This is a genomic window from Cellulosimicrobium composti, from assembly GCF_009711085.1.
Taxonomy (GTDB): Bacteria; Actinomycetota; Actinomycetes; order Actinomycetales; family Cellulomonadaceae; genus Cellulosimicrobium; species Cellulosimicrobium composti.
Genome location: NZ_WMKA01000010.1, coordinates 1 through 25,368 on the forward strand (window position 1 = coordinate 1; position 25,368 = coordinate 25,368).

Genomic DNA, 25,368 nt, shown 5'->3' on the forward strand with positions numbered 1-25,368 from the left:
GTGGAATGAGAGCCTCCATCAGACCCGGGGCGCAACAACGGATCCAAACACGGCTCAACGAACGTCCACGTCGCGTGCTCGGCTGGTCGGCGCCCGCAGACGAGTTCGCAGCAGCCGCGGTGGCCGCGCGAGCAAAGCGCGTTCAGCGTCCGGCGACGAACGCTAGAAAGCCCGGTGCACATCAGCCGGCACGTACGAAGCGGACCGGCTCAGCGTCTACCTCCACGGTGGTGACATCGGTAGCAGGGTGGTCTGTCGGCACCTCAATCACCTGACTCACGGCCGTGAGATCGGCAGTGCACTCACGCGAGCCGCTCGGGCCCATCGAGACGGACAGCGTCGACGAGTCCTTCCACACGATGTCGACGGGGACGTCCACGCAGCTTGAACTTCCCCACATCGTTACGGTCAGCAGAGGTGGCGCGCTGGATGTCTCGAGCACCGCGTTGGTCCTGCCCTCCGGAGGTGGTGCAAGGTCCGAGTCCTCGGTCAGGAAGCGGTCTACGGCGATCGAGTCCCCACCCGCGCTGTCCTCGGGTGGTGCCGCCTCTGGCGACGCAGGGGCGCACGAGCTGAGGAGCACGAGCGCCGACGCGACAACGATCAGCGGAGGGTGCCGCCGGCGTCCACTCACTGCGCACCTCCGAAAGCGACCCGTCACATCTCGATAGTGCAGGCCATTTTGCCCTAGGGCGTGTCCGGTGAATCGCGGAGCCAGAGGATGATCGCGGCGATGGTGAGTTCGGAGCGGTAGTAGGCGGCGCGTTTGGTGAAGCGGGTGGCCAGCGCGCGGAACTGCTTGAGCCGGTTGAAGCAGCGCTCGACGACGTTGCGGCCCTTGTAGATCTCGGTGTCGAACGCGGGCGGGCGCCCGCCTCGGCTGCCCCGACGTAGCCGGTGGCCGGCGTGGTCGGCCTTCTCTGGACTGGTGAACGCGATGCCCCGGGCGCGCATCGCTCGTCGGGTCGAGGGGCTGGAGTACGCCCTGTCGGCGAGCACCCGGTCCGGACGCTTGCGCGGCCGACCCGGCCCGTCACGCTTCACGGCGACCTGCTCCAGCAACGGCACCAGTTGCGGGTTGTCCCCGGCCTGGCCGGGCGTGAGGATCACGCTCATCGGCAGTCCGCGCCCGTCCGTGGCGAGGTGGATCTTGGTCGTCAGTCCGCCGCGCGAGCGGCCGAGTGCCTCACCCGCGAGGGCGAGGTCGTTGACCCACCCTGTCTGACAGCCCCCTTTTTGCGGGCTCCCGCCGCATGGTGATGAGCCCGCACGTGCGTGGAGTCGACCGAGAACACCCACTCGACCTTCCCGACCGCGTCGTCCTTGACCTGCACCTGGTCCAAGATCTTGTCCCAGGTACCGTCCGCGGCCCACAACCGCAACCGCTCGTGCGCCGTCTTCCATGGGCCGTACTTGGCCGGCACGTCGCGCCACGGCGCCCCGGTGCGCAGCCGCCACAAGATCGCGTTGATCACCTGCCGGTGATCACGCCAGCGCCCACCACGCCCGGTCGCGACCGGCAGCAGCGGCTCGATCCGCGCCCACGCCGTGTCAGTCAGCTCACCACGCCCCACACCCACAACCCGGACATTACCGGACACATGCCAAGAACATTCGCAGGCCAGGGCCTAGTCCTCTTCGAGCTTCTCGCGCGCCTGAACGCAGACGGGCATGTACCGTTCGCTGACCAGGCGGAACTACGGGTGCTGTGGGACCTCGAAGCCCAGCTGGAAAGCAGCCTGACTGCCGTGATGGCGTCTAACTACCACGAACAACTCACCGCAGCACACGGGCGGATCCAGGACACCACTGACTGACCTCTTGGAGAGGCTCCTCCCACGTCACGCGGAGCCCGGGGAGGGCGATCGGGAGCCGGTGCCTGCGCCCGACCGGACGGCGCTCAGCCGCGCGCTAACTCTCGTCAGTGCACTTGCCGCGATAAGGACGTAACGGACCTTATCGGCGCCAAACTGGTGATGGTCGCACCGCGACTCGCCGAGGTGAACACCCCTAGCGACTCGCCCCGACGCCGCCGGGCAGGACCTCGTAGCGGTCGGGGACGGCCGTGAACGACCCGCGCCCGCCGGTGAGGGAGCGCAGGTCGAGGACGTAGCGCGTGAGCTCGGCCTCGGGGACGAGCGCGTCGACGCGCACGCGGCCGTCGGGCAGGGAGTCGGTCGCGGTGATGTGGCCGCGGCGTGCGGAGAGGTCGCCCATGACGTCGCCCTGCGCGTCGGGAGGGACGGTCACGGACACCGCGGAGACGGGTTCGAGCACGACGGTCCCTGCCGCGGCGAGGGCCTCGCGCACGCCGAGGCCGCCTGCGGTGCGGAACGCCATGTCGGACGAGTCGACGGAGTGCGCCTTGCCGTCGAGGACCTCGACGCGCAGGTCGACGACGGGGTAGCCGTGGGGCCCGCAGTGCTCCATGGCCTCGCGCGCCCCGCGCTCGACGGCGGGCAGGTACTGGCGCGGCACCGAGCCTCCGACGACGGAGCTGACGAACGCGAACCCTTCGCCGCGCGGGAGCGGGGAGACGCGGAGCTGCACGACGGCGAACTGCCCGTGCCCGCCGGACTGCTTCTTCACGCGGCCCTCGACCTCGACGGCGCGCGTGATCGTCTCCCGGTAGGCGACCTGGACGGGCTCGGTCGTGACGCGCACGCCGAACGACCGTTCGAGCCGCTCGACGGCGACGGCGAGGTGCGTGTCGCCGAGGCCGCCGAGCACGGCCTGGGAGCCGTTGAGGTCGACGTGCAGCGTCGGGTCCTCGACGCGCAGGCGCGCGAGCGCGGCGGAGAGCTTGTCGTCGTCGGACTGCGAGACGGGCCGCAGCGCGAGCGCGTAGACGGGTGGCCGCGCGGGCAGGTCGGGCGCCGCCACGGGCGTGCGCCGCCCTGCGAGCAGGGTCCCGGTCGCGGCGGCGGAGAGCTTCGCGACGGCGGCGACGTCGCCCGCCACGACGCGCTCGACCGCGACGTGCTCGCGCCCGCGCAGGCGGAACAGCGCGTGCACGCGGTCCTCGGCGCCGGTCGTGGTGCTCACGAGCCGGTCGCCCGTCGCGACGGTGCCGGACAGCACCTTGAACACGGACACCTGCCCGACGAACGGGTCGACGACGGTGCGGAACACGTGCAGCAGCGCGTCCCCCGCCGGGTCCGCGACGACCTCGGACGTCGCGGCGTCGGCCCCCGAGCCGTCGGGCAGCACGACGACGGCCGGGCGGTCCGCGGGCGACGGCCCGAGCTCGCACACGAGGTCGAGCACGCGGTCCACGCCCACGCCCGTGACGGCGGACGCGAGCAGCACCGGCACGGCCTCGCTCGTGAGGACCTCGTGCGCGAGCGTGCGCTCGAGGTCGGCCGCGCCGGGCTCGTCGCCCGCGAGGTACGCCTCGAGCTGGTCGTCGTCGTGCGTGACGATCTCCTCGACGACCTCGTCGTGCAGCGCGTGCTCCTCGTCGCGCACGTCCGCGGGGACGTCGTCCTCGTGGCCCTTCCCGTCGCCGTCGTACTCCCGCGCGCGCTCCGTGAGGACGTCGGCCACGCCGTGCAGGGACTGCTCCTCGCCGAGCGGGAGCTCGAGCGGCACGAACGGCGCGTCGAGCGTGCCGCGCAGCGCGTCGAGCACGGTGCGGAAGCTGGCTCGCGCGCGGTCCTCCTGGGAGACGACGACGAGGCGGGGGATCCCCGCCTCGTCGCAGCGTCGCCAGACCTCGAGCGTGCCCGCCTGCACCCCGTCGACGGCGCTCACCACCACCACCGCGAGGTCGGCGACGGCGAGCGCCGAGTCGACGCATCCCGCGAAGTCCGGGGACCCGGGGGTGTCGAGCAGCGTCACCTGGTACGTCGTGCCGTCGGGCGCGCGCCAGTCGAGGTGCGCGACGCCGAGGCCCACGGAGATGCCGCGCGCCACCTCCTCGGGCTCGTGGTCGCACACGGTCGTGCCCTCGGCGACGGAGCCGGCCCGCGGGATCGCGCCCGCGCGATGGAGGAACGCCTCCGCGAGCGTGGTCTTGCCCGACCCGCTGTGCCCCACCAGGGCGACGTTGCGGGTCGTGGCGGGGCCGGTGGACGACGACGTCATGGCCATGGCTGCCTCCTGGCACGCGGCGGGGCGCCGTGTCCCGCCACGGTCCAGGCTAGTGACGTCGCGCGGTTCGTGCCCGGGCCGGAGGTCCCGGCCCGGGCGCCGACTACAGGTGGGCGTCCGCGTAGACGCGCAGGGCGTCGCGCACGAACGTGGCGCCCTCGACCCCGCCGTAGCTCTTCGCGAACCGCTCGTCCGCGACGTACATCTCGCCGAGCCCGACGACGTACTCCTTGACCGGGGCCGCGCCGGCACCCGGCGTACCCGGGATGCCGCCGAGCCACTCGACGTGGCGACGTGCCAGCGCCTGCGCCTCCTCGGACTCCGGGTCGACCCCCCGGGCGGCCGCGGCCGCCCAGTCCTCGCCGAGCTCGCGCGTGCGGGCGAGCCAGGCCGTGCGGTCGTCGTCGGACATCTCGCGCCACCACGCGTCGCCGCGCGCGTACGCGTCCTTGCCCCAGCGGTCCTCGACCTCGTCCTTGTACTGCGTGTGGTCGAACCCGTCGAACATGTCGTCCGCCATGAGCTCGCCACCTCCTTCCATCGTGGTGATCGTCCGTTCGACCGACGCGATCTGCCGCGCCAGCCGCTGCCGCTCCGCCCGCAGCCACTCCAGGTGGCCGCGCAGCGCCCGCACCTGGGCGGCGCGCCCTGCCGTGCCCGACGCCGTCCCGTCGCCGGGGCCGTCCGGCGTCCCGTCGAGCGCCTCGCGGATCGCGGGGAGCCCGAGCCCGAGGTCCCGCAGGAGCAGGATCCGCTGGAGCCTCACGAGCGCGTCGGCGTCGTAGTGGCGGTAGCCGTTGGCCGCGACCCGGGTGGGCGGCAGCAGCCCGACCGCGTCGTAGTGCCGCAGCGTGCGGCTCGTCGTCCCCGCGAGGCGCGCGACCTCCTGGATGGACCAGTCGGCCGAGCGCCCGCGCGTCGCGCTCGTGGTGGGCACGGGCGTGTCTCCTTCCCGGTCTTCGCGTCGCGGGTGCGACGACGTGGACCACGCTAGAAGTTGACGTTACGTCAAGGTCAACCGGTCTCTCTCGGTGCGGCGTGGCGGAGCGGGCGACCCTGCGAGGCCGGGCGTACCGTCGAGGAGGAAGACCCGGTCGGGCGCGCGACGAGCACGGAGGCCGCCATGGCCACGACGGAGCAGGTCCGGCGGCTCTACGCCGGACGAGACCTCGCGGCGAGGATCCTCGCCGCCGCGGGCGCTGGTGCGGGCCCGGTGGACGTCGACGCGCTCACGCCGTACGACCAGCTCCACGCGGGGGGCGCCCCGGCCACCACGGCGCTGCTCGACCTGCTCGGGCTCACCGCGGGGATCGTCCTCCTGGACGTCGGCTGCGGGCTCGGGGGTCCGGCGCGCCTCGCCGCGCGGCGGCACGGCTGCCACGTCACCGGCGTCGACGTCAGCCCGGACTTCGTCGACACGGCGCGCGAGCTCACCGACCGGACCGGTCTCACCGACCTCGTGACCGTCGAGCTCGGCGACGGAGAGCGGCTGCCCTGCGCCGACGCGTCGCACGACCGCGCGATGCAGCTCCACGTGGGCATGAACGTCCCGGACAAGGCGGCGCTGTTCGCCGAGGTGCACCGCGTCGTGCGCCCCGGTGCGCCGTTCGCGCTGCTCGACCAGATGCGCGTCGGCGAGGGCGACCTGCCGTTCCCCCAGCCGTGGGCGACCACCCCGGACGCGTCGTTCGTCGAGACCCCCGACGCCTACCAGGACGCGCTCGCGCACGCCGGGTTCGACGTGCTGCGCGTCGAGGACCGCCGGCCCGCGCTCGCCGCGTCCGGGGGGCCGCGCCAGGAGGGCCTCGTCGTCGTGTTCGGCGACGACTTCGCCGCGCGCCTCGCCAACAGCGTCGCCGCGACCCGCGCGGGCCTCCTCGCCCCCGTCCTCGTGCTCGCGCGCGCCTGAGCGCCTCGGGGAGCTACTCGCCCACGAGCGCCGCCGTGAGCTCGGCGGGCGTCCCGACGACGGCGGCCGCGCCCGCGGCGGCGAGCTCGCCCGGGCGCGCGTAGCCCCACGCGACCCCGACGCACGCGACGCCGTGCGCCGCGGCCCCGAGCACGTCGTGCTCACGGTCGCCGACCATGACGACCCGCCCGGCGCGCGAGAGCGCAGCCGCGTCGAGGGACGCGAGCGCGTGCGCGACGACGTCGCCCTTCGTGCTGCGTGAGCCGTCGAACGTCGCCCCGAAGACGTCGTCGAGGCCGCGGTCCAGGTGCTCGTGGAGACCGTAGCGCGCGCTCACGGCGTCGGCGAGGCGTCGTCACCGGGCCCGGACGGCGCGGGACCGGTGCGGCCGGCCGGCCCGGGTGCGCTCACCGTCGGGCGGTCGCGACGTCCGAGCACGAAGCCAAGCACCCCGCCGAGCAGGAGGGCGCCCGCGCCGGCGAGCAGCGCCGCGGCGCCGACCGGGTACGCGCCGGAGGGTCTGAACGCCACCCCGGCCTCGGGCGCGTACGCGAACCACCCGGACGTCACCGGCCGGCTCGCGACCCACGCCGCCGCGCCGAGCAGCACGGCGCCGAGCACGACGAGGCCCGCGAGGACGACGGCCGCGGTGGTCGCGCGGCGCGCAGGAGGGGCGGACGGGGCGGGCTCGGGAGCGGTCACGCCGGTCATCGTCCCGGGCGGGCGGACCGAGGGCAACCTGCCCCCGTCGGCCGCGGGCGCGGCGGCTACTCGCCGACCGTGCCGTCGACGGCCTCGCGGAGCAGGTCGGCGTGACCGTTGTGCCGGGCGTACTCCTCGATCATGTGGACGAGGATCCACCGCAGGGTCCAGCGCTCGCCCGTCTGGCTGCTCGCGCGGGCGCTGAGCCGGTCGAGCCCGCCGTCGGCGAGCGCGGCGTCGAGGATCGCGTCGGAGGCCGCGACGGCGCGGTCGAAGAGCATGCGCAGCTCCACGGCCGTGTCGCCCGCGGCGGACGTCCAGTCCCAGTCGCGGTCCTCGGCCCAGTCGGCGGTGTCGAACGGGGCCATGAGCGGCTCGCCGAGCAGCACCTGGGAGAACCACTGGGACTCGACGAACGCGAGGTGCTTGAGCAGGCCGCCGAGCGTCATCGACGACGGCGGGAGCCGGTGGGCGAGCTCGGCCGCGTCGAGGCCCGACGTCTTCCACCGCAGCGTGTCGCGGTGGAAGTCGAGGAAGCCCCGCAGCGTGGCCACCTCGTCGGCGCTGACGGGCGGGTCGGTGCGGTGGTCGGTCACGGCGCCCACCCTAGCGACCGGGCCGACCGGACGGGCGGGTCCTCGTCGGCGCAATCGGCCTCCCCACGAGCCGGCCCCGCACGTCCTCGCGCGCCGCGGCCCGGCCCTCAGGCGATCGACGCGAGCAGCTCCCGGCATGCCTCCTCGCACGTGCGGCACGCCTCGCCGCACACGCGGCAGTGCTCGTGCATCCCGGCGTGCTGCTCGCACTCGGCCGCGCACACGCCGCACGCCGCGACGCACGCCTGGAGCTGGCCGCGCGTGACCGCCGCGTCGTACCCGGTGTGCCGGGACAGGACCCTGAGGGTCGCCGTGCAGACGTCCGCGCAGTTCAGGTCCGTCGTGATGCACCGGCGCAGGTCGGCCACCATGTCCTCGGCGAGGCACGCGTCGGCGCACGCGGTGCACGCCTGCGCGCACGTGGCGAGCGCGTCGAGCGCGCGGGTCAGCAGGTCGTGGTCGAGGTCGACGTCGCCCGGGTAGGAGCGCAGCATCGCGTCCGCCCTCATGGTGGCCTCCAAGGCTGGGCGGCGCCCGGCGCGCCGCGGGTCTCTCGACGCTACGAGCGGCGCCCGCGGGTCGCACGCGGGACCTACCGGACGACGAGCGCGACCGCGGCGAGCAGCAGCGTCGCGACGATCTCCCCGATCCCCACGGCCCGGGGGCTCAGCGCTCGACCGGGCAGCACGGCGGCGCGGGCCGTCGCCGCGGCGAGGAACGCCGTCGCCCACCACCACGACGGGTCGTGCACGACGGCGAGCACGGCCGCCGCGACGGTGACCGCCGCGTGGTACGCGACCGACGCGACGACGTACGCGCGCACGCCGCGCTCGCGGATCATCGTCTTGACGTAGAGCACGGTGCCGAACAGGTAGGCGAGCAGCAGCCCGGCGACGAGCCAGACGACGGCGGGGACGGCGAGCGCGGAGGCGCCCGGTGGCCGGCACGCCGCGTATGCGACGACCGTCATGAGGGACGCGGCGACGGTCATCGCCCCGCCGGCCGCGACGGAGCGCTCCGTCCGCTGCGCCGACGCCCACAGGCCGAGCGCGAGGAACGGCAGGAAGGTGGGCGCCCACACCGCGAGCGGCGGGTCGAGCAGGAGCACGACCAGCCCGAGCGCCGCGGCGACCGCGGCGTACGTGAGCATCGGGCGCCGGTAGCGCGAACGGCGGCGCGACTTCAGCCAGAGCCCGCCGGCGAAGTACGCGAGGTAGCCGGCGAGCCACAGGGCGCCGAGCGCGAGCGTGACGGGCCGGAACCCGGCGTCCTGCACACCGCGCACCGTGCCGACGACGAACGGCAGCAGCAGCATGGGCCACGCGCCGTGCTGGTTCGGCACCCAGCCGGGCGGACGTCGGGACACCCCTCGACGCTATCGCCGCGGCGCGCGTGCCCGGCCGCGGGAGGTCCCGCCGCGGCACGGCCCTCCGGCCCGTCCGGCCGGGACGTTCGTCCCGACCTGTCCCGTGTGCCGCGCCACGCCGGACCTCGGCGTCACCTGCACCTCGATGACTAGATATGGTGGCGCAGCCGTGATCCAGACCCCACATGTTGGGGTGCGGGCCGTCGCGCATCCCCGCGCGGCGGCGAGTCCGGTGGGCAGAGAGAACGGGTCCGATGAGCACCGTCGAGCTCGACCAGGAAGCACCGACCACCACGACGACCGCGCCGCTGGAGGTCCTCAAGCGGGACGGGCGGCGCCGCCCGTTCGACGACGCCCGCATCCGCGCCGCCGTCACCAAGGCGTTCGCGGCCGTCCACGGCGACCTCGACGCGACGCACCGGCGCCGCGTCGACGAGGTCGTCGCACGCGTGGACGCGGAGATCGCGGCGCGGTTCGACGCGACCGTGACGATCGACGAGATCCAGGGCGTCGTCGAGCACGTGCTGCTCGAGTCGCACGAGTACGTCGTCGCACGCGCGTACATCGACTACCGCGTGCAGCGCGACGTCGCGCGCAGCCGGGCGACGGACCTCGACCACGCGATCGTGCGGCTGCTGGACAAGGAGTCCACGGTCGTCAACGAGAACGCGAACAAGGACAGCGAGGTCTTCAACACGCAGCGCGACCTCACGGCCGGGGCCGTAGGCAAGGCGATCGGGCTGCGGATGCTGCCGCCGCACGTCGCGAACGCGCACCAGAAGGGCGACCTGCACTACCACGACCTCGACTACCACCCGTACGCCCCCATGACGAACTGCTGCCTCATCGACTTCCGGTCGATGCTGTCGAGCGGGTTCCGGATCGGGAACGCGCAGGTGGAGCCGCCGCGCTCGATCCAGACCGCGACGGCACAGATCAGCCAGATCATCGCGAACGTGTCGTCCAGCCAGTACGGCGGCTGCTCGGTCAACCGCATCGACGAGCTCCTCGCCCCGTACGCCGCGCGCAACCTCGAGAAGCACCTCGCGGACGCGCGCCGCTGGATCCCCGACGAGTCCGTGCACGAGGAGTACGCGCGCGCCAAGACGTCCAAGGACATCGAGGACGCGATGCAGTCGCTGGAGTACGAGATCAACACCCTGTTCACGTCGAACGGGCAGACGCCGTTCACGACGGTCGGGTTCGGGCTCGGCACCGGCTGGCTCGAGCGCGAGATCCAGCGCGCGATCCTGCGGATCCGCATCCGCGGGCTCGGCAGCGAGGGCCGCACCGCGATCTTCCCCAAGCTCGTCCTCACCCTGCGCCGCGGCGTGAACCTCGACCCCGGCGACCCGAACTACGACCTCAAGCAGCTCGCCGTCGAGTGCGCGACGAAGCGCATGTACCCGGATGTGCTGTCGTACGACAAGATCGTCGAGCTCACGGGCTCCTTCAAGGTGCCCATGGGCTGCCGGTCGTTCCTCCAGGGCTGGCAGGACGAGGACGGCCGGGACGTCTCCGAGGGCCGCATGAACCTGGGCGTCGTGACGCTCAACCTCCCGCGCATCGCGCTCGAGGCGGACGGCGACCTCGACGCGTTCTGGCGCCTGCTCGACGAGCGCCTGGAGACCGTGCACGACGCGCTCGTCTTCCGCATCGAGCGCTGCAAGGAGGCGACGCCGGGCAACGCGCCGATCCTCTACGTGCACGGGGCGTTCGGGCAGCGACTCGCCCCGGACGACGACGTCGACCGGCTGTTCCGCGACGGCCGCGCCACGGTGTCGCTCGGGTACATCGGGCTCTACGAGGTCGCCGCCGCGTTCTACGGCGGCGCGTGGGAGCACGACCCGGAGGCGAAGAAGCTCACGCTCGACGTCCTGCGGTCCCTGCACGCGCACGCCGCCGGGTGGACGGCGCGGCTCGGGTACCGGATCAGCGTCTACGCGACGCCGAGCGAGAGCCTCACCGACCGGTTCTGCCGCCTCGACCGGGAGCGGTTCGGCGCGGTGCCCGACATCACCGACAAGGACTACTACACGAACAGCTTCCACTACGACGTCCGCAAGAGCCCGACGCCGTTCGAGAAGCTCGACTTCGAGGCCGAGTACGCGCGGTACACGTCGGGCGGGTTCATCCACTACTGCGAGTACCCCGTGCTCCAGCAGAACCCGCGGGCGCTGGAGGCCGTGTGGGACTACGCGTACGACCGCGTGGGCTACCTCGGCACGAACACACCCATCGACCGCTGCTACGCGTGCGGGTTCGCGGGCGACTTCGACCCGACCGCGCGGGGCTTCGCGTGCCCGTCGTGCGGCAACGCCGACCCGCGCACGTGCGACGTCGTGAAGCGCACGTGCGGGTACCTCGGCAACCCGCAGCAGCGCCCGATGGTGCACGGCCGCCACGCCGAGATCGCGGCGCGGGCCAAGCACCTCGCCGGCCCGACGGCACACCCCGCCGGCGCGTGAGGGGGCGGCCGTGGCGCGCACCCCCGGCCCCGGCTGGCGCTCGGACCGCGTCAGCCAGGGGTACGTCGCGGACTACAAGCCGTTCGTCATGGTCGACGGCGAGGGCGTGCGCTGCGCGCTGTACGTGAGCGGGTGCCTGTTCGCGTGCGAGGGCTGCTTCAACGAGGCCGCGTGGAGCTTCCGCTACGGGCAGCCGTACGACGACGCCCTGGAGGACCGCGTCCTCGCCGACCTCGCGCACCCCGCCGTGCAGGGCCTGTCACTGCTCGGCGGGGAGCCGTTCCTCAACACGGGCGTGTGCCTGCGGCTCGTGCGCCGCGTGCGCGCGGAGCACGGCGACCGCAAGGACGTGTGGTGCTGGACGGGCTACACGCTGGAGGAGCTGCGCGCGGGCCCGGCGGACCAGCGCGCGCTCCTCGCCGAGGTCGACGTGCTCGTGGACGGCCGGTTCGACCTCGCGCGCCGCGACCTCACGCTCACGTTCCGCGGCAGCACCAACCAGCGCGTCCTCGACGCGCGGGCCTCGCTCGCGACGGGCCACGCCGTCCCCTGGCGACGCCTTCCGCGACACACGGCCCGCTGAGCGTGCAGAGCGGGCGGTCATCCTGCGTACCTGGACAGGCAGAAGCAGCCCCGGCTATCCTGGTCCCATCACGATCAGCCCGTTGCCGTCAGGCAGCGGGCTGATTTTCTTTCGCCGGCTGGGGGGTCATGGGCGACTACACGAAGACGTGGCTCTCGGTCGACGAGCAAGCCACCAAGCTCGCTGACCGCGGGGTCGATGTCGAACCGCGTGAGCACACCCTCGCGCTCCTCCGTGGGATCGGCTACTACCGCCTCACGGGCTACCTCTACCCCTTTCGCGACTCCGAGAAGCACACGGACGGAGCAGACGGCAAGACCCGGGTCGAGGTGCTGAGCACGTATCGTCCAGGGGCCTCGGCAAAGCACATCGCGCGGGTCATTGACTTCGACCGGCAATTACGGCTGCACGTCCTGGACGGCGTCGAACGCATCGAAGTCGCCGTTCGGATGCGGATCGGCTACGTACTCGGGCGCCGGTCCCCTCTGGCGCACCTCGACCCCGACAACTTCCTTCCGGCTTTCACCGCCTCAGTACCAGACTGAGGGTGGTCCGGCGGGGCTGGCTCGTTTCTTCGCTGCCCGTGTGGCCTTTCCGCGATGTGCCGCTCCGCCGGACCGGCGTCGGTGGTCGCGGGCGTGGCCTGATAGGAGCCTGCTCGCTCATCCTGCCCGACTGAGGCGTGCCCGCCCTCGATCATCGCCGCCGCCCTGGTAAACGCGATGGAGCTCGGGAGGCCCTGGATGACGGTCGTCGGGATCGACGCCCACAAGAACTGGCACACGCTCGTGGCGGTCGACGATGTCGGCAAGCGGCTGGCGGTCCTGACCGTCGAAGCCCGCGCAGCCGGTCACCGGCAGATTCTGTCCTGGCTGGAGCAGTTCGAGTCCGTGCAGGTCGCCGTCGAGGACTGTCGTCACCTCACCCGCCGCCTCGAGGCGGACCTGCTCAACGCCGGCCACCGGGTCGTGCGGGTCCACACCCGGTTGATGGCGGGCATGCGTCGCTCGGGCCGTGAACCGGGCAAGTCCGATCCCATCGATGCCGAGGCCGTGGCGCGGGTGGCGTTGCGGGAGGACGACCTTCCGACCGCCGAGCTCCCCGGCCCCATGCGGGAGGTCAAGCTGCTCTCGGACCACCGCCGAACCCTCGTCGCGCGCCGCACCGCGATGCAGTCCAAGGTGCGCTGGTTGCTGCACGAGCTCGACCCTGACCTGCGCGTTCCTTCCCGCGCGCTGCGCCGCTACCAGCTGTTGGACGAGCTGATCGACCACCTCGACGGGCGTCCCGGCGCCGTGGCCGAGATCGCCCGCGACCTGCTCGACGACATCCGATCGCTGACCCGCCGGATCAACGACATCGAGAAGCGCCTGGCCCGCCTCGTCGCAGTGAGCCACCCCAGCCTGCTCGAGGTGCCCGGGATGGGCGTGCTCGGCGCGGCGATGATCGTCGGCGAGACCGCCGGAGCCCGACGCTTCAAGTCCAAGGACTCCTTCGCCCGCTTCAACGGCACCGCCCCGATCCCGGTCTGGTCGGGCAACAACGTCCGCGTCAGACTCTCGCGCGGCGGCAACCGTCGGATCAACACCGCCCTGCATATGGCGGCCGTCACCCAGATCCGGATCGGTGCCGAGGGGTCCGTCTACTACGCCAAGCTCATCGCGGCCGGCAAGACCCGCACCGAGGCCCTGCGGCTACTGCGCAGGCGCATCTCCGACCGGGTATTCATCGCCATGCGCTCCGATGAGACACGACTCGATGCAGGACGCGCAGCAGCCCCAGAGTGCGGACCACGCGACGATAATCACGCCCTCACCGCCCTGCCCGCGGCGGCGTGAGGAGAGGGCGATTGACATAGGAGCATCGCACAGATCGACGACTCGACCGGCTGGCGGACCCAGCCGAGCAAGCACACCGAGTAGCTTCGCCGCGTCGGCGAACGATGCAACGGGTCGGACGAAGCATTCGTCGCCCACTTCAAGGAAAAGTACGACGGCCAGATGCCGATCTGGGCGCTCACGGAGATCCTCGAGCTCGGCCACCTCTCTCATCCGTACCAGGGACTTCACGAGCAGGACGCGCTGGAGATCGCCGCCGCCTTCGGTGTCCCGACCAAACGACTCATGACAAGCTGGCTTGCGAGCGTGAACTACGTCCGGAACGTCGCCGCGCACCACGCACGCCTCTTCAACCGCAAGCTGCAGAACGCGCCGAGCCGCCCGAAAGCCGGGAAGGTGCCCCTCCTGGATCACCTCCGCGCCGAAGACACCGCCAAGAGCACCTTCGGCGTGTACAACGCGTTAGCGGTGATCGCCTACCTCCTGCGGTCGATCGGTGACGACGCCGCTTGGCGCCGGGGACTCGTCGAGCTGCTCGAGTCCTTCCCTTCCGCACCCGGCCTGACCATCGCCGCGGTTGGAGCACCCCAGGGCTGGGCACACCAGGCGTTGTGGAGTGGCACACCGAACCCGACCTCGGTCTAGCCCGTGGAACGCACCGGGAGAGCTCCGACTCCTCGACGCGTGCGGTCCGATGCTCGGCCCGGTGGGCGGTCTCGCGCTCCCTGCACCGCCTGGGAGTTCCTGAACTGCGGGCCGCTCGGCACGCCGTCCGCCCAGGCCGGGGCGAGCGCGCCTCGGCAGAAAGCCGGTGATCAGACGGTCCGGCGGGTCCGGCGGATGCCGACCCACAGCCCGACGGCGCACGTCACGGCTGCGGCGACGAACCCCCACAGCACGTCGGGGTCGGTGAACGACCCGGCGAGCAGGGCGCGCTCGGCGTCGACGACGTAGGTCAGCGGGTTGAACAGCGCGGCGGTGCGCATCCAGGCGGGTCCGGCCTCGAGCGGCAGCATCATTCCGGAGAGGATGAGCAGCGGGAACAGGAGCGACTGCTGCACGCCCCAGAACAGCCACTCGCGGTTCTTCGCGGCGAGCGCGAGCGCGATCGAGAGCGCCCCGACGCCGACGCCGAACAGCCCGAGGAGCAGCAGGCCCACGAGCAGGTGCAGCGGGTAGAGCGTGAACCCGAACGGGACGCACACGAGCGCGATGAGCAGGCCCTGCACGACGAGCGGCGCGAACTCCTTGAGCGAGCGGCCCACGAGGATCGCGGAGCGGTCGAGCGGCGTGGCGAGCACGCGCTCGTACGAGCCGGTCATCATCTCGTAGAGCAGGTTGGACCCGCTCATCGAGGTGCCGAAGAGCGAGATCATGACGATCACACCCGGGACGAACCACTGCAGGGTGTCGGCGGTGGAGCCGCCCCCGCCGGGCGCGCCGCCCCCGAACCCGCCGACCGCACCCGTGAGCAGCGGCCCGAACAGCCCGAGGAAGATCAGGGGCTGCAGCAGCGAGAAGATCAGCGTGAACGGGTCGCGCAGGACGAGCAGGATCTCGCGCGTGAAGACGGCCCAGGTGTCGCCGACGAACTTCGCGACACCGGTCCGCGGGACCGCGTCCGCGCCCTCCGTGACCGGCGTGGCCCGGTCCCCGGTCAGGTCGGTCCGCGTGCTCATGCCGCCTCCTCTCGCAGGCTGCGCCCGGTGAGGTTGAGGAACACGTCGTCGAGGCTCGCCTGCTGGAGCGCCGCCGAGCGCACGGCGAGCCCGCCGACGCGCAGCGCCTCGATCGCCTCGGGGAGCCGGTCGGCGCCGTGGGTCGTCGAGATCCGCACGGAGACGACGCCGTCGGCGCCGCTCGCGGTCTCGACCTGACCCACGCCCTCGGCGAGGGACGCGCGGACGCGGCCGACGACGTCGGCCACCTCCCCCGGGCGCGCCCCAGGCGCCTCGCCGCCGGTGGCGGGCGCACCGCCCGGCGCGGGGACGACCGCGAGCGTGATGACGTCGTCGGCGTGGTCGCGCTTGAGGGCGTCGGGCGTCGCGTCGGCGATGATCTCGCCGTGGTCGATGACGACGACGCGCTCGGCCATGCTGTCGGCCTCGTCGAGGTAGTGCGTGGTGAGGACGATCGTCATGCCGTAGCGCTCGCGCATCGCGGCGATGTGCTCCCACAGGTTGGCTCGCGCGTGGGGGTCGAGGCCCGTCGTCGGCTCGTCGAGGAACAGCAGCGGCGGGTGGTTCATGAGCCCGAGCGCCACGTCGAGCCGGCGCCGCTGCCCGCCCGAGAGGGACTGCACCGTGCGCTTCTCGAGGCCCTCGAGGTCGAGCGCCGCGACGAGGTCGGCCGCGCGGCGCGCGTACTCCGACGCCGGCAGGCCGTAGAAGCGGCCCTGGTTGTGCAGCTCGTCGAGCACGCGGTAGGAGTACCCGCCGCCGTTGCCCTGGCCGATGAATCCGATGCGCGAGCGCACGCGGGCCGGGTCGCGCGCGACGTCGTAGCCGGCGACCTCGGCGGTCCCGGCGGTCGGTTCGAGGAGGCTCGTGAGCATCCTCAGGGTCGTGGACTTGCCGGCCCCGTTGGGGCCGAGGAACGCGACGAGCTCGCCCTCGCGCACGTCCACGTCGATGCCCTTGACGGCCTCGACGGTCTCTTTCTTGCGGTGGAAGGTCTTGGTCAGGCCACGGGCTCGGATCACCGGGAGCACGCCCCTTCGTACGCCGTACCGAAATGGACGAATCACGCTAGCATACGGTGTACGGGAATAGGCAAGCCTTCGTCCGGGCCGGAAGTCGGGGAGGATACGCACGTGACGACCGACCGCAGCGACGACCGCGAGGACGACCTCGCGGCGTCGGGCACCCCGCAGACCGCCCCGACGAGCCCGGAGCCCGGTGCGCCCGCACGGCCGCGCGGCGTCGTCGCCGCCGCGGACGCGGGCGTCGCGTCGGCCGTGCAGGCCGCCGAGCACGCGCGGGCCCAGTTCACCGAGGTCGTCCGCACGCCCGAGATCACGCGCCGCCTCGCGCTCCTGTGGGACCCGCCCGCACCCGCGACGCGCGGGCGCAAGCCGCGCCTCACGCTCGACGACGTCGTGCGCGCCGGGATCGCCGTCGCGCAGGAGGGCGGCCTCGACGCGCTGTCCATGCGCCGCGTCGCGACCGAGCTCGGCGTCGGCGCCATGTCGCTCTACACGTACGTGCCCGGGCGCACCGAGCTCGTGGACCTCATGATCGACCGCGCCTACGGCGAGCTCGACCTGCCCGCCGCGGGTGCGCCGTGGCGGCCCGCGCTCGCGCAGTACGCGCACGAGATGTGGGGCCTGTACCAGCGCCACCCCTGGATCCTGCAGACCAACATGTGGCGCGCTCCCCTCGCCCCGCACGTGCTCGACGCGCAGGAGGCCGGGCTGCGCACGCTCGTCGACACGGGGCTGTCCGAGGTCCAGGTCGTCGAGACCCTCGGCCTCGTCGACAACTACGTGCAGGGGCTCGCGCGCGCGAACATCGCCGAGACCGCCGACCGTGACGCGACCGGCATCGGCAACGACGAGTACTGGACGACGCTCGGAAGCTTCTGGGAGGACTGGTTCGACGTCGAGCGCTACCCGGTCATGACGCGCATCTACGTCGCGGGCGGGTTCGACGCGCCCCAGGGCCCCCTCGACGCGAGCCTCGACCGCCTCCTCGACGCGGTCGAGATGGCGATCGACCGCGCGAACGCGCAGCGGCCCGCCGAGGACCCCCGCCCCGGCTGACGTGCGGCCGCGTCCCCTGGCAGGATCGACCCCATGGATCCCCGCGCCGGCACGCCCGCCCAGCCCAGCGACCTCATCGACGTCGACGCCGTGGTCGGCGCGTACTACGACCTCACGCCCGACGTCGACGACCCGGCCCAGAAGGTCGTGTTCGGCACGTCCGGCCACCGCGGGTCGAGCCTGGACCACGCGTTCAACGAGGCGCACATCGTCGCGATCACCGCGGCGATCGTCGAGTACCGCCGCTCGCAGGGCACGGACGGTCCGCTGTTCATCGGGCGCGACACCCACGCGCTGTCGCTCCCGGCGTGGCAGACCGCGCTCGAGGTCCTCGCCGCCGCCGGCGTCGAGACGTACGTCGACGCGCGCGACTCGTTCACCCCGACGCCCGCCGTCTCGCAGTCGATCCTCCTGCACAACGAGGCGACGACGGTCGACGGCGTCCGCACCACCGGCCCCGGCCTCGCGGACGGGATCGTCGTCACGCCGTCGCACAACCCGCCGCGCGACGGCGGCTTCAAGTACAACCCGCCGCACGGCGGCCCCGCCGGGTCCGAGGCGACCGGCTGGATCGCGGACCGTGCGAACGAGATCCTGCGCACGGGCATCGCGAGCGTGCCGCGCGTGCCGCTGACCCAGGCGCTCACGTCCGAGCACGTGCACAAGCACGACTTCCTCACCACGTACGTCGACGACCTCGCGAACGTCCTCGACCTCGACGCGATCCGCGACTCCGGCGTGCGGATCGGGGCCGACCCGCTGGGCGGCGCGTCCGTCGAGTACTGGGGCGAGATCGGCGAGCGGTACGGGCTCGACCTCACGGTCGTCAACCCGCAGGTCGACCCGCGCTGGGCGTTCATGACGCTCGACTGGGACGGCAAGATCCGCATGGACTGCTCGTCGCCGTACGCGATGGCGTCGCTCGTGGCGGGCATGACCGGCGAGTCGGGGAACGCGGAGGGCGGCGCGCCGTTCGACGTCGCGACCGGGAACGACGCCGACTCCGACCGCCACGGGATCGTCACGCCCGACGCCGGGCTCATGAACCCCAACCACTACCTCGCCGTCGCGATCCAGTACCTCTACGGCGGCGCGCGCGAGGGCTGGCGCGACGACGCGGCGATCGGCAAGACGCTCGTGTCGTCGGCGCTCGTCGACCGGGTCGCGGGCGGGCTGGGTCGCCGGCTCGTCGAGGTCCCCGTCGGGTTCAAGTGGTTCGTGCCCGGCCTGCTCGACGGGACGGTCGGGTTCGGCGGCGAGGAGTCCGCGGGGGCGTCGTTCCTGCGCACGGACGGCCGCGTGTGGTCGACCGACAAGGACGGGCTCCTGCTCGCGCTCCTCGCGTCCGAGATCATCGCGACGACGGGCCGCAGCCCCTCCGAGCACCACCGCGACCTCGTCGAGCGCTACGGCGAGTCCTGGTACGCGCGGGTCGACGCCCCCGCGACGCTCGAGGAGAAGGCGACGCTGGGCAGGCTGTCGCCGGAGCAGGTCACCGCGACCGAGCTCGCGGGCGAGCCGATCACCGCGAAGCTCACCAACGCGCCCGGCAACGACGCCGCGATCGGCGGGCTCAAGGTGACGACCGAGAACGCGTGGTTCGCGGCCCGGCCGTCGGGCACGGAGAACGTGTACAAGATCTACGCCGAGTCGTTCGTCTCCGCAGAGCACCTCACCCAGGTCCAGGCCGAGGCGAAGGACGTCGTCTCCGCCGCCCTCGGAGGCTGACCTCCCTGCCGAGGGAGAACCCTGGTTCTCCCTCGGCGAACCGCGGTTCTCTCTCGGCAGGACCAGGGTTCTCCCTCGGCGCGGTGGGCCGGCTGGCCCACCGCCTCACGCGACCGCCCTGACTCCCGCCGCGGCGCGGCGCGCGACGATCGTCCCGACGAGGGAGACACCGGCGAACGTGAGCATGAGCAGCTGGGCGGACCGGACGAGGTCGGGTGTCCCGAGGTTCACGAGGACGCCGGCGAGGGCGGCGCTCAGCGCCGTCGCGATGAGGAAGACGGTGTTGACCGCGGCCGCGGCCTTGGCACCCTCCTCCTCGCCGACCGTGCTCCCCAGCGCGGCGACCGTCAGGTGCGGGAACCCGAGCCCGATCCCGGCTCCCGCGAGGAAGAGCGTCACGAACCAGAGGGCGATCACCGTGCCCGACGGCCCGTCGTGATGGAGCAACCCGTACGCGGTGAGACCGAGCGCGACCACCAGCGGGCCCACCGTGATCAGGCCCCGCCGCGCCCGGACCGTCGTGGCGTTCGCGGTGACCATCTGGGTCACGGACCAGCCGAGCGAGAGGGCCGCCCCGAGCAGTCCCGCGACGAGCGGACCGAGTCCTCCGATCTCCTGCCCGAAGAGCGGGATGAACGCCTCGGTGCCGATGCCGAACGCGAGGACTGCGACGGTGAGGTAGACCCAGCGCAGCGAGGACCCGTGCGCGAACGTGACCTGGGGCAGGATCCCGCTGCGCCCGCTCCGCTCGTGACGGACGAACCACACGCCGAGCACGACCCCGACGACGAGCGCCGCCGCGGTCGCGACTCCGGAGGGCACGACGCTCGCGACGCCCACCGCTGCGACGGCGCTCGCGAGCAGCACGAGCGACGCCCACGGCACCGACTCGCTGGAGCGGCTCCGCGCCGTCCGCGGCATCGAGCGGACGACGAGCACGCACACGAGCGCCGCGACGACCGCGAGGCTGACGAACGCGGCGCGCCAGGCGCCGACCTGCCCGAACCCGCCTCCCACGACCGGCCCGACGATGTTCCCGACGCCCCACATGGCCGAGACGAGCGCCGCGGCGCGGGCCCAGAGCCGCGCGGGCAAGGCTCGTTGGATCAGGGCGTACCCCAGGCCGGCCAGCAGCCCTCCGCCGAGCCCTTGCACCGTGCGGCCGAGCAGCAGGACGAGCATCGACGGGCTGGCCGCGCACAGCAGCGACCCCAGCGCGAACAGCCCGAGCGCGAGCAGGTACGCCCGGACGGCGCCCTGCTGCGTGAGGACCCTGCTGACGAGCATGGAGGTGACGACGGAGGCCAGCAGGAAGGTCGTCATCGTCCAGGCGTAGAACTCGGCACCGCCGATCTCGGCGACGATCGTCGGGAGCAGGCTCGTCGTGAGGTAGACGTTGCTCGCCTCCAGCAGACGCCGCCCGCGAGCACCGCCGCGACGGGGGCGTACCGCCCGCCCAGCAGCTCGCGCCACGTGCCTGCCGTCCCCGTGTCCTGCCGGTCCTGCTCGGTCTGGGTCATCTCGGGCCGTCCTCTCGCCACGTCCGGTCGGGGCGTACGCCCCCCTGCGGGCGCCCCGGTGGACGACCCGCCGCGACGCTAATACCTCGAGTAAACTTGAGGTCAAGGGAGGTATCCGTGTCGCTCGAACCCGACGATCTCCTCGCTGTCGGCGAGGTCGCGCGCCGCACGGGCGTCGCCGTGTCAGCGCTGCACTACTACGAGCAGCTCGGCCTCATCGCCTCGACCCGCACGGCCGGCAACCAGCGCCGCTACCCCCGGCACATGCTCCGGCGCATCTCGCTCGTCGTCGTCGCGAAACGGCTCGGCATACCCCTCGCCGACGTCCAGGAGGTCTTCACCAGCCTCCCGCTGGACCACCCGCCGTCGCAGCGCGACTGGCGGCGCGTGGCCAAGCTCTGGAACGACCAGCTCGAGCTGCGGCGCACCCAGATCGACCACCTGCAGCGCGAGCTGACCGGCTGCATCGGTTGCGGCTGCCTCTCGCTCAAGGCGTGCCGCCTGCTCAACCCCGAGGACGCACTCGGCTCGGACGGTCCGGGGCCCCGGCGCATCTGAGCGTCCGGGAGCACCGGGTCCACGGCCCTGAACCATGCGCCGCACCGGTCGAGCGGTGCGGCCGACGGTCGCGCCGGGCGACTCACCCGCGCCGACTGCGAGCGTCCCACGTCTCGGTCGCGACGCGCTGGGCGTCGCGGAGCGCGCGGGCCGGGTCGACGCCCTTGGGGCAGACCTGGGTGCACGCGCCGACCTGGATGCAGGGCCAGGCGCCGAACTCGGTGTCGAGGACGTCGGCGCGGTCGAGCTCGCCCGCGTCGCGCGAGTCCTCGTCCCAGCGGCGCGCCGTCGCGACGACGGCCGGGCCGAGGAAGTCCGGCGCCACGTCGAGCTGCGGGCACGCGGCGTAGCAGAGCATGCAGTCGATGCACTCGGCGAAGCCCTTGAACGCGGCGAGCTCGCCCGGCGTCTGCCGGTGGCCCGACGCCGGTCCGTGCGCCCGCAGCGCGTCGCTGTCGTCCGCCGTCGCTGGGTCCGCGGCGTCGTCGCCGGCGCCCGACCCGGCTACGGGCGCGGGCGCGTCGACGAGTGGGAGGCGCGTGGCGCCGTCGGGCACGAGCCAGGGCTGGACGGTGGCGAGCTTGCCGAGGAAGGCGTCGGTGTCGACGACGAGGTCGCGGAGCACCTCGGCGTGCGCGAGCGGCTCGACGACGAGGCCGGACGTGCGGTAGCCGCGCACGAACGTCTCGCACCCGAGCACCGGGCGGCCGTTCACCATGACGCCGCAGCTCCCGCAGACCGCCATCTTGCACGACCACCGGAACGTCAGCGTGGGGTCCGCGTGGTCCTTGACCCACTGCAGCGCGTCGAGCACGGACGTGCGGTCGTCGTAGGGCACGTCGAACACGTCGCGCCGCCCCGTGTCGGCGCCATCGACCGACGTCCGCGCGACCTCCAGCCGCACCGTCCGCGCCTCCACCGGCAGGTCTGCCTCGCTCACGAACCCGCTCCCCTCTCCGCCGAGAACGACATGGGGGTCGTTATCGGTCTCTTTCCGGCGCTCATGTCGTGTTCGGCGCCCACGGGGACGTGCGCCACCTCGATCGTTCCGCCCGCGTCCAGCCGGACCTCCGAGTGGCGCGGCACGTCGTCGACGTCCGGGAAGTCGAGGCGCTGGTGCGCGCCGCGGGACTCCTCGCGCGCGAGCGCGGCGGCGACGGTCGCGTGCGCGACGAGCAGGGTCGCGCCGAGCTCGACGGTCGTGGCCCAGTCGGTGTTGAGCACGGCGCTCGTGTCGACGACGCGCACGGCGGCGTACCGCGCGCGCAGGTCCTCGACGGTCGCGAGCGCCCGCCGCAGCCCGTCGGCGTCGCGGTAGATCCCGGCGTCGGCGTCGAGCACGCGGCCGAGCTCGGCCCGGATCGCGGCCGGCGGCTCGGTGCCGCGCCCACGCATCGCGAGGTAGCCGTCGGCGATCTCGGCGGCGCGGTCGACGACCTGGCCGTCCGCGGACGCCGGGCCGACGCCGGCCCCCGCGCCGGCCGCGCCGCCGTCGGCCCCGAGGTGCCCGGCCTCGCGTGACCACGCGAGTGCGGCCTCCCCCGCCGCGCGCCCGACGACGAGCGTCTCGACGAGCGAGTTGGACCCGAGCCGGTTGGCGCCGTGCAGGCCGGTGGACGCGCACTCCCCCGCCGCGAACAGCCCGGCGACGGAGGTGGCGCCGCGCGCGTCGGTGCGGACGCCGCCCATCGTGTAGTGGGCCGTGGGGCGCACGGGGACGGGCTCGGTCGCGGGGTCGACGCCCGCGAACTGCTTCGCGAGGCCCGTGACGAGCGGGAGCCGCTCCGCGAGCCGCGCGGCGCCGAGGTGCCGCAGGTCGAGGAGCACGACGCCGCCGTCGGGCGTGGGGATCGTGCGGCCGTCGCGGTCGGCGTGCCAGAACGCCTGCGACAGCCGGTCGCGCGGCCCGAGCTCCATCGTGCGCGGCACGGGCGCCCCGACGGGCGTCTCGGGCCCGAGGCCGTAGTCGGCGAGGTAGCGGCGACCCTCGGCGTCGAGCAGCACCCCGCCCTCGCCGCGCGCGGCCTCGGTGAGGAGGATGCCGCTGCCCGGGAGACCGGTCGGGTGGAACTGGAGGAACTCCATGTCGCGCAGCGGCACGCCCGCCCGCAGCGCCATCGCGGTGCCGTCGCCCGTGCAGATGCCCGCGTTCGTGCTGGTCCCCCACGCCCGCGCCGAGCCGCCTGTGGCGAGCACCACGGCGGGCGCCTCCAGGAGCAGCGGCTCGCCGCGGTGCTGGTCGTGCACGACGACGCCGCGCACCCGCGCGTCCGGCCCGCCCGGGTCGTCGACCACGAGGTCGAGCACGTGGTGCTCGTCGTACCGGCGCACGGGGCCGTCGGGACCGGAGTACCGCAGCGACGTCTGGAACAGGGTGTGCAGCAGGTGGAAGCCCGTCTTGTCCGCGGCGAACCACGTCCGCGCGCGGCTCATGCCGCCGAACCGGCGCACCGCCACGTCGCCGTCGTCGGTGCGCGACCACGGCAGGCCCCACCGCTCCAGCCGGTACAGCTCGCCCGCCGCGCGCTCGACGACGAACCGCACGGCGTCCTCCTCGCACAGCCCCGCCCCGCCGGCCACGGTGTCCGCGACGTGCTGCTCGAGCGAGTCGTCGTCGCCCACGACCCCGGCCGCGCCACCCTCGGCGGCGACGGTGTGCGAGCGCAGGGGGTAGACCTTCGACACGAGCGCGACGACGGGCGCGCGCCCCTTGTCGCGGGCCGCCGCCTCGGCGACCGCGAGCGCCGCGCTGAGCCCGGCGGCGCCCCCGCCCACGACGACCACGTCGGCGCGCTCGACGCGCAGCGCGCTCACCGGCTCCGCTCCCGGCGTCGCGCCGCGGGGCGGGCCGGTCCGGTGCGCGCGGGCGTGGCCGGGGAGAGGGTGCGGCGAGGCATACGGGAAGGGTCCTCGCGCCCGGACCCTCGCGCAACAGGCGAAGGTCCCGCGTCCGGGCGCGGTCATGGGCACCCCTCCCCATCGTGCGCGGCGCGCGCGTCCGGGTATGGTCCGTGCGGCACCCCTCCCCGAACTTCCCGGAGTACTCATGCGTCCCGCCCGTTCCGCCGCCCGCCTGACCGCCGCCGCCGCGCTCGCGCTCGGCCTCACCGCGTGCACGATCAACGTGGGTGGGGGCTCCCCCGAGACGCCGGCGCCGGAGGAGACGACGGCGGCCGAGGAGACGGCCCCGGTCGAGGACGCGGAGGAGGTCGACGACGAGGCGGCGGGCGACGCCGGTGCGAGCGGCGAGCTGCCCGACTGGGCGAACCCCGTCACGGACCCGGGCGAGCAGATCTCGACGTTCACGGTCGGCGACGTCCGCGTCGACGTCTACCAGGTGGGCGTCACGCAGGCGTCGAAGGACGGCCTCTTCGTCGACCCCGAGAACAACGAGCCGATCATCGCCGAGGGCGACGACATCGTGTTCGTCAACTACGTCATCACCAACGAGGGCGCGCCGATCGACCTGGGCTCGAGCCTCGTGAGCATCGACGAGCGCTACGACGACTGGCCGTACATGCAGGGCATGGACACGATCGTCGACGACGCGCTGTACGAGGCGCAGGGCGTGCACGCCGACGCGATGCACGACCAGGCGTACCGCGAGCCGACGGTGTACCCGTTCGCGACCGGCCAGTCCTACTCGTACGCGACGAACTTCCGCTACCAGCCGGGCTCGCCGATCACGTTCGACGCGGTGATCACGCCCGTCGACGCCGAGGGCGAGCTCCTGCACGACGAGCGCATGGAGGGCGAGGGCACCGGCACGATCTCCTGACGCCGCACGCCCCCACCGGGAGCCCTGGTCCTGCGGGACCGGGGCTCCCGGTCGTTCAGCGCGTCGTGAGGTCCTGGTACTCCGGGTGGCGACGGATGTAGGCCCGGACGAACGGGCACAGCGCGACGACGCGCTCGCCCGACGCCCGCACCGCGTCGAGCGCGCCCGCCGCGAGCGCCGACCCGACCCCGCGCCCCTCGAACGCGGGGTCGACCTCCGTGTGCGTGAAGATCACCGTGCCCGGGGTGCGCTCGTAGGCGGCGAACCCGGCCACCGTGCCGTCGTCGGTCCGGGCCTCGAACCGGTCGCCCTCGTCGGTCACGGTGACGGTCGAGGCGCTCGGCGCGCTGCTGTCGCTCATGGCGCCCATCGTCGCCGCCGCGCGCCGCGAGGACAACAGCGCGAGACGGCCGTCACACGACCTGCGGCGCGGGCAATTCGCTACCGGTCGGACGGGTTCTCGGTGGGAC

The 25,368-nt window shown here is 73.4% G+C and carries 23 protein-coding genes and 2 pseudogenes; 11 read left to right on the top strand and 14 right to left on the bottom strand.

The window, feature by feature from the left end:
- Positions 1-687: 687 nt before the first annotated feature.
- Positions 688-1,574, bottom strand: a pseudogene (locus GJV82_RS06210) (IS5 family transposase).
- On the opposite strand from GJV82_RS06210, the gene GJV82_RS20690 reads away from it, so the two are divergent.
- A complete protein-coding gene (locus GJV82_RS20690) occupies positions 1,482-1,817 on the top strand; it encodes a hypothetical protein (protein ID WP_318657371.1) in 336 nt (111 codons plus the stop codon). The pseudogene GJV82_RS06210 and the gene GJV82_RS20690 sit on opposite strands and share 93 nt — an antisense overlap.
- A gap of 193 nt (positions 1,818-2,010) precedes the next feature.
- On the opposite strand, the gene GJV82_RS06220 is transcribed toward GJV82_RS20690, so the two are convergent.
- Together GJV82_RS06220 and GJV82_RS06225 are read right to left on the bottom strand one after the other, a co-directional pair.
- Positions 2,011-4,092 carry an elongation factor G gene (locus GJV82_RS06220; protein ID WP_318657353.1) on the bottom strand — a complete coding sequence of 694 codons (2,082 nt, stop codon included), beginning with the start codon at positions 4,090-4,092 and terminating at the stop codon, positions 2,011-2,013.
- 103 nt (positions 4,093-4,195) lie between these two features.
- Positions 4,196-5,029 (bottom strand): MerR family transcriptional regulator, encoded by an 834-nt coding sequence (locus tag GJV82_RS06225; RefSeq protein ID WP_318657354.1) that lies wholly within the window; start codon positions 5,027-5,029, stop codon positions 4,196-4,198.
- A gap of 186 nt (positions 5,030-5,215) precedes the next feature.
- Here GJV82_RS06225 and GJV82_RS06230 point away from each other — a divergent pair, with 186 nt between their 5' ends.
- A complete protein-coding gene (locus tag GJV82_RS06230) occupies positions 5,216-6,001 on the top strand; it encodes an SAM-dependent methyltransferase (protein WP_155098633.1) in 786 nt (261 codons plus the stop codon).
- 13 nt (positions 6,002-6,014) lie between these two features.
- Here the strand turns inward: GJV82_RS06230 and GJV82_RS06235 are convergent, their stop codons facing one another.
- The 5 genes from GJV82_RS06235 to GJV82_RS06255 all read right to left on the bottom strand — a co-directional run bounded on the left by GJV82_RS06235 (position 6,015) and on the right by GJV82_RS06255 (position 8,665).
- Complete coding sequence (locus GJV82_RS06235; RefSeq protein ID WP_318657355.1) at positions 6,015-6,338, bottom strand: HAD hydrolase-like protein; 324 nt, start codon at positions 6,336-6,338, stop codon at positions 6,015-6,017.
- Positions 6,335-6,703 carry a hypothetical protein gene (locus GJV82_RS06240; protein ID WP_155098634.1) on the bottom strand — a complete coding sequence of 123 codons (369 nt, stop codon included), beginning with the start codon at positions 6,701-6,703 and terminating at the stop codon, positions 6,335-6,337. Before GJV82_RS06240 ends, GJV82_RS06235 begins: the two co-directional genes overlap by 4 nt.
- Positions 6,704-6,768: 65 nt before the next feature.
- Positions 6,769-7,299, bottom strand: coding sequence for a DinB family protein (locus GJV82_RS06245; RefSeq protein ID WP_051471512.1), 531 nt, complete (start codon positions 7,297-7,299; stop codon positions 6,769-6,771).
- A gap of 107 nt (positions 7,300-7,406) precedes the next feature.
- Positions 7,407-7,808, bottom strand: a complete 402-nt coding sequence (locus GJV82_RS06250) for a four-helix bundle copper-binding protein (RefSeq protein ID WP_115941770.1) — start codon at positions 7,806-7,808, stop codon at positions 7,407-7,409.
- Positions 7,809-7,891: 83 nt separating this feature from the next.
- Entirely contained in the window at positions 7,892-8,665 is a 774-nt protein-coding gene (locus GJV82_RS06255; RefSeq protein ID WP_151192052.1) for a YwiC-like family protein, read from the bottom strand.
- Positions 8,666-8,919: 254 nt separating this feature from the next.
- On the opposite strand from GJV82_RS06255, the gene nrdD reads away from it, so the two are divergent.
- The 5 genes and pseudogenes from nrdD to GJV82_RS06280 all read left to right on the top strand — a co-directional run.
- The gene (gene nrdD, locus GJV82_RS06260) at positions 8,920-11,133 is read left to right on the top strand and encodes an anaerobic ribonucleoside-triphosphate reductase (protein WP_155098636.1); all 2,214 of its coding nucleotides are present in this window, start codon (positions 8,920-8,922) and stop codon (positions 11,131-11,133) included.
- 10 nt (positions 11,134-11,143) lie between these two features.
- On the top strand, positions 11,144-11,716 hold the full coding sequence (nrdG, locus tag GJV82_RS06265) for an anaerobic ribonucleoside-triphosphate reductase activating protein (protein WP_318657356.1): 573 nt from the start codon (positions 11,144-11,146) through the stop codon (positions 11,714-11,716).
- Between the two features lie 128 nt (positions 11,717-11,844).
- Positions 11,845-12,261: an Abi family protein gene (locus GJV82_RS06270; protein WP_155098637.1), complete on the top strand. Its 417-nt coding sequence runs from the start codon at positions 11,845-11,847 to the stop codon at positions 12,259-12,261.
- A 198-nt stretch (positions 12,262-12,459) separates the two neighbouring features.
- A complete protein-coding gene (locus GJV82_RS06275; RefSeq protein WP_225873151.1) occupies positions 12,460-13,554 on the top strand; it encodes an IS110 family RNA-guided transposase in 1,095 nt (364 codons plus the stop codon).
- Between the two features lie 117 nt (positions 13,555-13,671).
- A pseudogene (locus GJV82_RS06280) lies at positions 13,672-14,199 on the top strand (Abi family protein); the annotation flags it as partial.
- A gap of 170 nt (positions 14,200-14,369) precedes the next feature.
- Here the strand turns inward: GJV82_RS06280 and GJV82_RS06285 are convergent.
- Both GJV82_RS06285 and GJV82_RS06290 read right to left on the bottom strand, forming a co-directional pair.
- On the bottom strand, positions 14,370-15,233 hold the full coding sequence (locus GJV82_RS06285) for an ABC transporter permease (protein WP_155098638.1): 864 nt from the start codon (positions 15,231-15,233) through the stop codon (positions 14,370-14,372).
- Complete coding sequence (locus tag GJV82_RS06290; protein WP_115943489.1) at positions 15,230-16,255, bottom strand: ABC transporter ATP-binding protein; 1,026 nt, start codon at positions 16,253-16,255, stop codon at positions 15,230-15,232. The genes GJV82_RS06285 and GJV82_RS06290 overlap by 4 nt, the downstream gene beginning before the upstream one ends.
- A gap of 111 nt (positions 16,256-16,366) precedes the next feature.
- On the opposite strand from GJV82_RS06290, the gene GJV82_RS06295 reads away from it, so the two are divergent.
- A complete protein-coding gene (locus GJV82_RS06295) occupies positions 16,367-17,314 on the top strand; it encodes a TetR/AcrR family transcriptional regulator (protein ID WP_155098639.1) in 948 nt (315 codons plus the stop codon).
- A 33-nt stretch (positions 17,315-17,347) separates the two neighbouring features.
- A complete protein-coding gene (pgm, locus tag GJV82_RS06300; protein ID WP_155098640.1) occupies positions 17,348-19,042 on the top strand; it encodes a phosphoglucomutase (alpha-D-glucose-1,6-bisphosphate-dependent) in 1,695 nt (564 codons plus the stop codon).
- Between the two features lie 105 nt (positions 19,043-19,147).
- On the opposite strand, the gene GJV82_RS06305 is transcribed toward pgm, so the two are convergent.
- Positions 19,148-20,515 (bottom strand): MFS transporter, encoded by a 1,368-nt coding sequence (locus tag GJV82_RS06305; protein WP_318657357.1) that lies wholly within the window; start codon positions 20,513-20,515, stop codon positions 19,148-19,150.
- A 164-nt stretch (positions 20,516-20,679) separates the two neighbouring features.
- On the opposite strand from GJV82_RS06305, the gene soxR reads away from it, so the two are divergent.
- Positions 20,680-21,120, top strand: coding sequence for a redox-sensitive transcriptional activator SoxR (gene soxR, locus GJV82_RS06310; RefSeq protein WP_115941763.1), 441 nt, complete (start codon positions 20,680-20,682; stop codon positions 21,118-21,120).
- 82 nt (positions 21,121-21,202) lie between these two features.
- Here soxR and GJV82_RS06315 read toward each other — a convergent pair whose 3' ends face one another.
- Together GJV82_RS06315 and GJV82_RS06320 are read right to left on the bottom strand one after the other, a co-directional pair.
- Positions 21,203-22,060: a 2Fe-2S iron-sulfur cluster-binding protein gene (locus GJV82_RS06315; protein WP_115941762.1), complete on the bottom strand. Its 858-nt coding sequence runs from the start codon at positions 22,058-22,060 to the stop codon at positions 21,203-21,205.
- Positions 22,057-23,934 (bottom strand): FAD-binding protein, encoded by a 1,878-nt coding sequence (locus GJV82_RS06320; RefSeq protein WP_187308609.1) that lies wholly within the window; start codon positions 23,932-23,934, stop codon positions 22,057-22,059. The genes GJV82_RS06315 and GJV82_RS06320 overlap by 4 nt, the downstream gene beginning before the upstream one ends.
- Positions 23,935-24,166: 232 nt before the next feature.
- Between GJV82_RS06320 and GJV82_RS06325 the strand changes: the two genes are divergently transcribed.
- Complete coding sequence (locus GJV82_RS06325; RefSeq protein WP_024839800.1) at positions 24,167-24,898, top strand: hypothetical protein; 732 nt, start codon at positions 24,167-24,169, stop codon at positions 24,896-24,898.
- 55 nt (positions 24,899-24,953) lie between these two features.
- Here GJV82_RS06325 and GJV82_RS06330 read toward each other — a convergent pair whose 3' ends face one another.
- Entirely contained in the window at positions 24,954-25,259 is a 306-nt protein-coding gene (locus tag GJV82_RS06330) for a GNAT family N-acetyltransferase (RefSeq protein WP_051471484.1), read from the bottom strand.
- Between the last annotated feature and the right edge of the window lie 109 nt (positions 25,260-25,368).

Bases quoted from the DNA above. Each gene is read 5' to 3' on its own strand.
- GJV82_RS06220 (WP_318657353.1), bottom strand. From the start codon at position 4,092: ATGGCCATGACGTCGTCGTCCACCGGCCCCGCCACGACCCGCAACGTC.
- GJV82_RS06230 (WP_155098633.1), top strand. From the start codon at position 5,216: ATGGCCACGACGGAGCAGGTCCGGCGGCTCTACGCCGGACGAGACCTC.
- GJV82_RS06250 (WP_115941770.1), bottom strand. From the start codon at position 7,808: ATGAGGGCGGACGCGATGCTGCGCTCCTACCCGGGCGACGTCGACCTC.
- nrdD (WP_155098636.1), top strand. From the start codon at position 8,920: ATGAGCACCGTCGAGCTCGACCAGGAAGCACCGACCACCACGACGACC.
- GJV82_RS06270 (WP_155098637.1), top strand. From the start codon at position 11,845: ATGGGCGACTACACGAAGACGTGGCTCTCGGTCGACGAGCAAGCCACC.
- GJV82_RS06275 (WP_225873151.1), top strand. From the start codon at position 12,460: ATGACGGTCGTCGGGATCGACGCCCACAAGAACTGGCACACGCTCGTG.
- GJV82_RS06285 (WP_155098638.1), bottom strand. From the start codon at position 15,233: ATGAGCACGCGGACCGACCTGACCGGGGACCGGGCCACGCCGGTCACG.
- pgm (WP_155098640.1), top strand. From the start codon at position 17,348: ATGGATCCCCGCGCCGGCACGCCCGCCCAGCCCAGCGACCTCATCGAC.
- GJV82_RS06325 (WP_024839800.1), top strand. From the start codon at position 24,167: ATGCGTCCCGCCCGTTCCGCCGCCCGCCTGACCGCCGCCGCCGCGCTC.
- GJV82_RS06330 (WP_051471484.1), bottom strand. From the start codon at position 25,259: ATGAGCGACAGCAGCGCGCCGAGCGCCTCGACCGTCACCGTGACCGAC.